Raw genomic sequence first — 7,862 nt, 5'->3', positions numbered from 1 at the left:
ATGTTATGCGGAGCCAGTGGTCGGGTGGCGCTGGCCCCTCCGCCAGCTCGTGCCGCCCAGGGTGACGCCGTGGTAGAGGGTGCAGTCATCGCCGATCACTGCGGTCTCACCGATGACCACGCCCATGCCGTGGTCGATGAAGAAGCGCCGACCGATGACTGCCCCGGGGTGGATTTCGATGCCAGTGAAGAGCCGCGCCAAACTGGACAGGACCCTGGCGAGCCACTTAAGGCCCCGCAGCCAGAGTACGTGGCTCAAGCGATGCGCCATCACCGCGTGCAAACCGGGATAGGTCGTGAGGATCTCGAAGGTGTTGCGCGCCGCCGGGTCACGGTCAAATACGCAATTGATGTCTTCCCGTAGCCTGTCGAACATTGTGCTGCTCCGTTGGGGCAGCGTCTGCAGACATACCTGGCCCACGCCGCTGCCGTCCGATCGATGCTCGCCAGACTAGCGCAGGTCGCATCGGCAGGGCACGACGCTGCGCAACCGCGATGACGATTATCCGCCACACAGCCCCAAGCCTGTGTCGAGGATCGCCTGCCGGCGCCCCCAGCACCAGCTGATCGATGCCAGGCTTCTACCAGAATGCGCGAGTCCCTTGGTGCGCTTCGTGCTCTTCGTGGCTCCGGCACCGGATCTAGCGATCCGCGCCAAGCTCTTCGATACGATAGCCGCGCGGGTAGCTCCGATGCCGCTGCCGGGTCAAGGGCCGCGCGCGGCGTCACGGTGGCAACCGGCATAGCACCCGCCGACGCAGTGCCATGCCACCCAGCACCAACGCCCGTACCGCTGCCGGCGCCGGCGCGAAGCCCACGGCCTGCAACATGGGCTCGTCCAGCAGCGCGTGAATGACGGGCGCGCCGAGCGGCCACAGCACTCGGGGAAGGAGCCAGCCCAGCATCAGATTCCGCGTCGCCGCAGCCAGCGCATGGTTGTGCTCACTGTCGCGGAAGTTGGCCCGCTCGAACGCGATGTTGAAGCGCTCCAGCTCATCGTAATCGTCCGGGATGTCGCGGATTCCCATGCGCGCGCCAATGCGCCGCCAGACGTGGAAGCTCGCCAACCGCTCAGCTTCGGTCATGCGCCGCCAGCCGAAGCGTTCATTCCAGCGAATTGGCTCGAAGACGAATGTACTCAGCGTGTAGAGATACTCGTCCTGCGGGATGGCGTAGCGCCCATGCTGCTGGTTCATGCGGCGCAAAGCCGCCCGCCCGCGGGGGTGGTCCACGCCGTTCTCCTGGATCTCCGCCAGGATCAGCGCTGTATCGTCGTAGCGCTTCTGGGTGCGGCGGATCAACTCGCCAGTCTCGACCAGCAGCGGCGTGCCCTTGGCGACACCGAAGGTGCGCAGCAGGGCCAGCTCGAGCGCACGGGTGGTATCCCAGGGGAACTCGCAGCTCGCCAGCAGGAAGCCGATCTGCTCGCAGTCCTGCTCAGGGTCCAGCGTTGCGATATAGCGCGCACGGGCGAATCGGTCCCGCGGCGCCAGGATCTCCGGCGGGATCAGGGTCTGTAGGTAAGGCGGGTCCTTGATGGCTGTTGACGACATGGCGAGGCGGCCCCTTTGCTGCTTGCAACCGCGGCCATGTGGGCGGTCGTCTACGCTTACCAGAGCTTGACCGCGGCGACGATCAGGGCGCCCACGGTGCTGATGAAGCCGATGTCCTCTTGAGTCAGCGTCATGGCTCCAATCGCCCGTACGCGTCGGTTGCTATCAGTCTACCAGGCGTCGATGTGACAACGCCGTCACCGGCGTGATGCGCCGGTGGTTGCGCCCGGTAATTGCGCATACCACTACAACCCTAGCTCCTTCCAACGCGCCTGGATGCGCTTGACGGACACCGGATAGGCGGTGCCGAGCTGCTGCGCGAACAACGACACCCGCAGCTCCTCCAGCATCCAGCGGATCTCCTCAAGCCTGGGGTCGTCGCGCTCGGCGGCGCGGGCGGCGGCCTGGCGCGCGGCGAGCTGCTCCAGCAGGGGTTTGAGCTCCGCCAAACGGTGCTGGTCGCGGCCGGCGGCGTGGAAGAGCTTCTCCGTGCGCTGCTCGGCGGCCTTGAGGTAGCGGGGATACTCCTTGAGGCGCTCGAAGGACACCTCTTGCAGAAAGCCGCGGAACACCAGCGCGTCCAGCTGCGCGCGCAGGTCCAGCACCGACGGCATCCAGTTGATCTGGGTGATGCCGGCGAGGCGCTTGCGCAGGCCCTGGTAGGCCGCAAGGATCCGCGAGGCCAGCTCGCAGACCTCATTCGCCGTGGGCATGAGGCGGCCCTTGCAGGCCTTGAGCCTGGCCTCGAAGGCGGCCTGATCGCGGATGGGTGGCTGGCCCTCGGTGAAGGTCAGGTCGACGATGAGCGCCGTCAGCTCGTCGGCGAGGTCCGGCGGCGCGGTCCCCTTACCACCGGTTTTCGCTCCGGAAGCGTCGGCGGAAGCTTCAGAGGGCGGCTGGTGCGCAGGAGGCTGGGGCGCCTTGGCGTATTGCAGCCGCATCCGGTCCAGCCCCGGCAGGTTGCGCCGCAGATAGCGCATGTCCTGCCCAAGGGTCAGCATGATGAGCCGCCTGACCCCCGCCCGCATGGCCTGCGCGGCGCTGTGCGCCGAGTCCAGCACGAAGATGGATACACTGTCCCCGTTATCCAGGAGGGCGGGATAGCCGCGCAGGCGGATGCCGGCATGGATGCGGTCGATGTGCTCGGGCAGCGTGCCGAAGTCCCAGCGGGTGATGCCGGTGCGCTCCAGGCCGCCCGTGTCAGGCTGGGGCTTGGGGGCGGCGGCTGCCGCGTCGCCGTGTTGGCGCTTGAGTGCCACCAGGTCCTCGCCGATGGCGACGGCGCGGCCGTCCGCGTCCACCAGGCGCACCTTCATGCGCAGGTGCTCGGGCAGCGCGGACAGGTCCCAGGCGTCCTCCGGCACATGCACGCCGAAGAGCGCCTTCAGCTCCTCTGCGACGGCCTGGAGCAGCGGGCGATCAGAAGGTTGGAGCCTGGCCGCGATGCGCTCGGCGGTCTCCGGGATGGGCACGAAGGCCTTGCGGATGGACTTGGGCAAGCCTCGCAGCATGGCGGTGATGCGCTCGGCAAGCAGGCCCGGCACCAACCAGTCGAGCCGCTCCGGGGCCACCTGATTCACCAGCGCCAGCGGTATCACTAGGGTCACGCCGTCAGCCCGGTGGCCGGGGTCGAAGTGGTACTCCAGCGGCAAATCCGTCGCGCCCACCCGCAGGCTGTCTGGGTAGCGCTCCTTCGTGACCTCAGCGGCGTCGCGGGCAAGCACGTCCGCAAGCCGCATGTGCAGGAACTTCGGGTCCTGTTGCGTCGCCTTGCGCAGCCACTGCTCGAACTGGGGCTTGGAGTAGATGCCCGTCGGCACGCGGGCCGCATAGAAGGCGTAGATGGCCTCCTCATCCACCAGGATGTCCCGCCGGCGGGACTTGGCCTCCAGCTGGTGGACGGAGTCGATGAGCTCCTGGTTGTGGCGCCAGAACGGGGCACGGGTGTCGAAGTCCCCTTCCGCGAGACCGAAGCGCAGAAACACCTCCCGAGACTCCGCCGGGTTGATGGGGCCGTAGTTGACCCGGCGGCGGGCGGCAAGCGTCACGCCGAACAGGGTGACGGTCTCGAAGGCGGCCACCTGCCCGCGCCTGGACTGCCAGTGCGGCTCCGCATAGCTGCGCTTGATAAGATGCGCCCCGGCCTGCTCGATCCAGCCCGGCTGTACCCGGGCCACGATGCGGCCGTAGTCCCGGGTGGTCTCCACCCGCTCGGCGCAGACGATCCACTTCGGGCCCTCCTTGAACAGGCCCGAGCTTGGATGGATGTAGAAGCGCCCGCCGCGGGCGCCGAGATACTCCCGCTGCTCGTCCTTGACGCCGATGTTGCTGAGCAAGCCCGTCAGCAGCGCCCGGTGGATCTCCTCGACAGTGCCCTCGGCGGCGTTCGGCTTGTGGCCGAGCTCCTGCATCTGCTCCTTCAGCTGCCCGTGCACGTCGTGCCACTCCTGCACGCGGTTCCAGGACAGGAAGTGCCGCCGGCACAGCTGCTGGAACTTCCGCCTGGACAGGTGCTTTCGCTCCTGCTCCAGGAAGGCCCAGAGGTTGAGGAAGGCCAGAAAATCCGAGTCCGGGTGGTTGAAGGTGGCATGGATCTCATCCGCGGACTGGCGCTGCTCCATGGGACGCTCGCGCGGGTCCTGCACCGCGAGCGCGGCGGCGATGATGAGGACTTCGGTCAAGCATTTGTGCGTCACCGCCGCCAGCAGCATGCGGCCGATGCGCGGGTCCACCGGCAGGCGGGCGAGCTGTTGGCCCAGCTTGGTGAGCTGGCCCTCGGCGTCCAGCGCGGCCAGCTCCTCCAGCGTACGGTAGCCGTCGGAGATGAGCTTGGCGTCCGGCGGGTCGATGAACGGAAAGGTCTCGATGTCGCCGAAGCCCAAGCGCTTCATCTGCAGAATCACCGCCGCCAGATTGGTGCGGCGGATCTCGGGCTCGGTGTACTCGGCGCGGGCTTGGAAATTGTCCTCGTCATACAGCCGGATGCAGACGCCGGCGGCGACGCGCCCGCAGCGGCCCTTGCGCTGATCGGCGCTGGCGCGGCTGACGCGCTCCACCGGCAGGCGCTGCACCTTGCTGCGGTGGCTGTAGCGGCTGATGCGCGCGAAGCCCGGGTCAACCACGTAGTGGATGCCGGGCACGGTGAGAGACGTCTCGGCCACGTTGGTGGCCAGCACCACCCGGCGGCGGCCGTGTGCCTTGAAGACCTGGGCCTGCTCGGCCGGCCCCTGGCGGGCGTACAAAGGCATCACCTCGGTGCTCGGCGGGTGATGCTTGCGCAGGGTCTCCGCGGTCTCGCGGATCTCGCGCTCGCCGGAGAGGAACACCAGCACGTCGCCGCGGCCCTCGCGGGCCAGCTCGGCGACGGCGTCGGAGATGGCGCTTTGCATGGCGTCGTCGCGCTCCCCGGCGGAAGCCTCCTCCGGCGGGCGCCAGCGGACCTCCACAGGATAGGTCCGGCCGCTGATCTCGATGATGGGCGCGGGCTTGCCCTCGGCGTCGGCGAAGTGCCTGGCGAAGCGCTCCGGGTCGATGGTCGCCGAAGTGACGATGAGCTTCAGGTCCGGGCGCTTCGGCAGCAGCTCCTTCAGGTAGCCCAGCAGAAAGTCGATGTTGAGGCTGCGCTCATGGGCCTCATCGATGATGAGAGTGTCGTACTCCGTCAGCAGCCGGTCCTGCTGCAGCTCCGCCAGCAGGATGCCGTCGGTCATGAGCTTGACCGAGGTTTCCGGGTGCACCCGATCGTGGAAGCGCACCTTGTAGCCGACAGTGGTGCCGAGCTCCGTGCCCAGCTCCTGCGACACCCGACTGGCCAGGCTGCGGGCGGCGATGCGCCGCGGCTGGGTATGGCCGATACGCCCAAAGATCCCGCGGCCGCCTCCCCCTGCGCCCAGTCCCTCACCCAAACCCAGCGCCGGATCGAGGCAGAGCTTGGGCAGCTGCGTGGACTTGCCGGAGCCGGTCTCGCCGCAGAGCACGACCACTTGGTGGTCCCGGATCAGCCGCGCCACCTCGTCGCGGCGCTCGCTCACGGGCAGCTCGGGCGGATACTGCACGGCAGGCACCGCCGCCCGCCGGCGCTCCACGGCGGCCTGGGACGCCGCGACGGTCTCCGCGACCTTCGCCAGCCCACGATCCACCGGCAGCCCCTGCTCGGCACGCCGGCGCAGCCCGCGCAGGCGGCGGCGCAGCTCGTGGCGGTCGCGGATCAGGCAGCCGGCGAGATCGGCGTCACCGGGCAGGCTCGGCTCGCGCTCAGGACGCTGCGCCGCGGCGGAAGACACTTCGGGTAGGAGACTTTTGTCGGGGGCGTGCATGTGCAAAGCGTTGGGGCGAGGGGCGCTTTCCGCCCCGCCCGGCCCGGGTTTCGGCACACGGGCCTAGCCGATCCATACCTGTCGGCCAGCCGATCCCTGCAGGCGGCCCACCGGGCTCCGGCCGGCACGAAGCCCCACACCGGCCGGCTGGACTTGGCGAAGACACACGGACCCCGTTGATTCATGGGCTTAGACCGGTATTCTTCATGAGCATAGGGCACGCAGCGAGCACGATTTCATCATAGATAGACGGAGCGTCGCTTCCCATGGCCACTCAACCCAGCCGCATCTTGGTGGTCGACGACCATCCCCTCGTCCGGGCCGGACTGCGGAGCCTGTTCGATGACGAGCCCGATCTGACCGTGTGCGCCGAAGCGGGCAATGTGCACGACGCCATCGAAAGCGTTCGCACCCATCAGCCCGATCTCGCACTCATCGATATCTCCCTCGATGACGGCAACGGCATCGAGCTCATCAAGCGACTCAAGGCGCATACGCCGGAGCTCAAGACCCTGGTGTGCTCGGTGCATGACGAGTCTCTGTTCGCCGAGCGCGCCATCAACGCCGGCGCCCGTGGGTATGTGAGTAAGCACCAGCTGACGGAGCAGATCCTGGAGGCCGTGCGCCAAGTGCTTTCGGGGCGCATCTATCTCAGCGAGGAGATGGTGGAGCACGTCATCAACGGCTTCGCCAAGAAGAGGGACGCCAGCACGCCGAGTATCCACGACCTGAGCGACCGCGAGCTGGAAGTCTTCGGTCTCATCGGCCAGGGTCTTTCCACATCCAAGATCGCGGAGAGGCTCCACTTGAGTGTCAAAACGATCGAGACCCACCGCGAGAAGATCAAGCGCAAGCTCGGACTCACCAGCGGCGGTGAGCTGGTGCGCCACGCGGTGCAGTGGCATCTCGAGCAAGCGTGACAACGCTTACGCTCCGTCTCTCCGACCTACCTTAAGCGTCCGAGGTCGCGTTACCCTCCAGCAACGCCCGGCCGTCTGCCTGAGCCGGGCTCGTCCGGCCCCCGATCGAACAGCCGCAGCTGCTCGCCGACTGGTGCACCGTGCTACCTGCGCCCAGATGTGGGAACAAGACCGGTCAGCGGTGTCCAACCTGCTCGGGCGACTGGAACCGGCGGCCGCAGACTCAGAAGATCAGGTAGCTCGACGGCGGACCTCGCGTCCGGCCAAGCCTCTCAAAAGGCGCCCGCACCGACGCCCTTGCTGAGCCTAAGCCGCGCCGGCAAACCGCGCGGCCGCACCACATCGCGCAGCCCCTCCCGGTCGGCTGAGACAGCGCTGCCAGAATCTGCGACACAGAACATGACGACGAGAACGCGCACCCCGATGACAAAGTCACGCCCCACCCTGACCTTCCGCTCCGTGTCTTTAGGGGCAAGCCTTGCCGCCGCCGCAGGCGCGAGCATCGCCGTCGCGCAGCCCTCGCCCGCGGCGGAAGGACACGAAGACCTGCTTCTTGGGAACACCCGCCAGCTGATCTTCGAGGGCCGCCGCTCCGGCGAGGGGTACTTCAGCGCGGACGGCCGCTATATGGTCTTCCAGAGCGAGCGCGAGCCGGGCAACCCCTTCTATCAAATCTATCTGCTGGACCTGACCACCGGCGACACCAGGCGCATCTCCACCGGCACCGGGCGCACCACCTGCGCCTGGATCCACCCGGACGGCCAGCGGGTGCTGTTCTCATCCACCCATCAGGACCCGCAGGCGGAGGCCAAGCAGCAGGCGGAGCTGGACAAGCGCGCTGCCGGGCAAGGCAGCCGCTACAGCTGGAGCTACGACCCGACGTATGAGATCTACGAGACGGGCCTCGACGGCGGCCCGCCCAGACGGCTCACCAACGCCGAAGGCTACGACGCCGCAGGCTCCTGGTCGCCGGACGGCAACCCCATCCTGTTCGCCTCCAACCGCCACGCCTACGCCCCCGCCGCGGACGCTGCCACCCGCCCCCCGGGGGGGGAGGACCCGGCCCGCTCCATG

At 68.0% G+C, this 7,862-nt stretch carries 4 protein-coding genes and 1 pseudogene; 2 read left to right on the top strand and 3 right to left on the bottom strand.

Going from position 1 to position 7,862, the window contains the following annotated elements; genetic code table 11:
• Positions 1–18: 18 nt before the first annotated feature.
• The 3 genes and pseudogenes from epsC to hrpA all read right to left on the bottom strand — a co-directional run.
• Positions 19–396 (bottom strand): annotated as a pseudogene (epsC, locus tag I6U14_RS07155) (serine O-acetyltransferase EpsC); the annotation flags it as partial.
• Positions 397–724: 328 nt separating this feature from the next.
• Complete coding sequence (locus I6U14_RS07150) at positions 725–1,552, bottom strand: oxygenase MpaB family protein (RefSeq protein ID WP_296898060.1); 828 nt, start codon at positions 1,550–1,552, stop codon at positions 725–727.
• Between the two features lie 245 nt (positions 1,553–1,797).
• Positions 1,798–5,868 carry an ATP-dependent RNA helicase HrpA gene (gene hrpA, locus I6U14_RS07145; protein WP_296898058.1) on the bottom strand — a complete coding sequence of 1,357 codons (4,071 nt, stop codon included), beginning with the start codon at positions 5,866–5,868 and terminating at the stop codon, positions 1,798–1,800.
• 266 nt (positions 5,869–6,134) lie between these two features.
• On the opposite strand from hrpA, the gene I6U14_RS07140 reads away from it, so the two are divergent.
• Both I6U14_RS07140 and I6U14_RS07135 read left to right on the top strand, forming a co-directional pair.
• On the top strand, positions 6,135–6,788 hold the full coding sequence (locus I6U14_RS07140) for a response regulator transcription factor (protein ID WP_296898056.1): 654 nt from the start codon (positions 6,135–6,137) through the stop codon (positions 6,786–6,788).
• A gap of 423 nt (positions 6,789–7,211) precedes the next feature.
• Positions 7,212–7,862, top strand: a 651-nt coding sequence (locus I6U14_RS07135; protein ID WP_367115637.1) for a TolB family protein, incomplete at its 3' end; no start/stop codon positions are given.

It is taken from the genome of Thiohalocapsa sp. (genome assembly GCF_019695415.1).
GTDB lineage: Bacteria > Pseudomonadota > Gammaproteobacteria > Chromatiales > Chromatiaceae > Thiohalocapsa.
The sequence above is the reverse complement of the archived record's forward strand: the minus strand, read 5'-3'. Positions and strand labels throughout refer to the sequence as shown.

What these genes read in the sequence shown, in the direction of transcription:
- hrpA (WP_296898058.1), bottom strand. Translation starts at nt 5,868, where the DNA reads ATGCACGCCCCCGACAAAAGTCTCCTACCCGAAGTGTCTTCCGCCGCG.
- I6U14_RS07140 (WP_296898056.1), top strand. Translation starts at nt 6,135, where the DNA reads ATGGCCACTCAACCCAGCCGCATCTTGGTGGTCGACGACCATCCCCTC.
- I6U14_RS07150 (WP_296898060.1), bottom strand. Translation starts at nt 1,552, where the DNA reads ATGTCGTCAACAGCCATCAAGGACCCGCCTTACCTACAGACCCTGATC.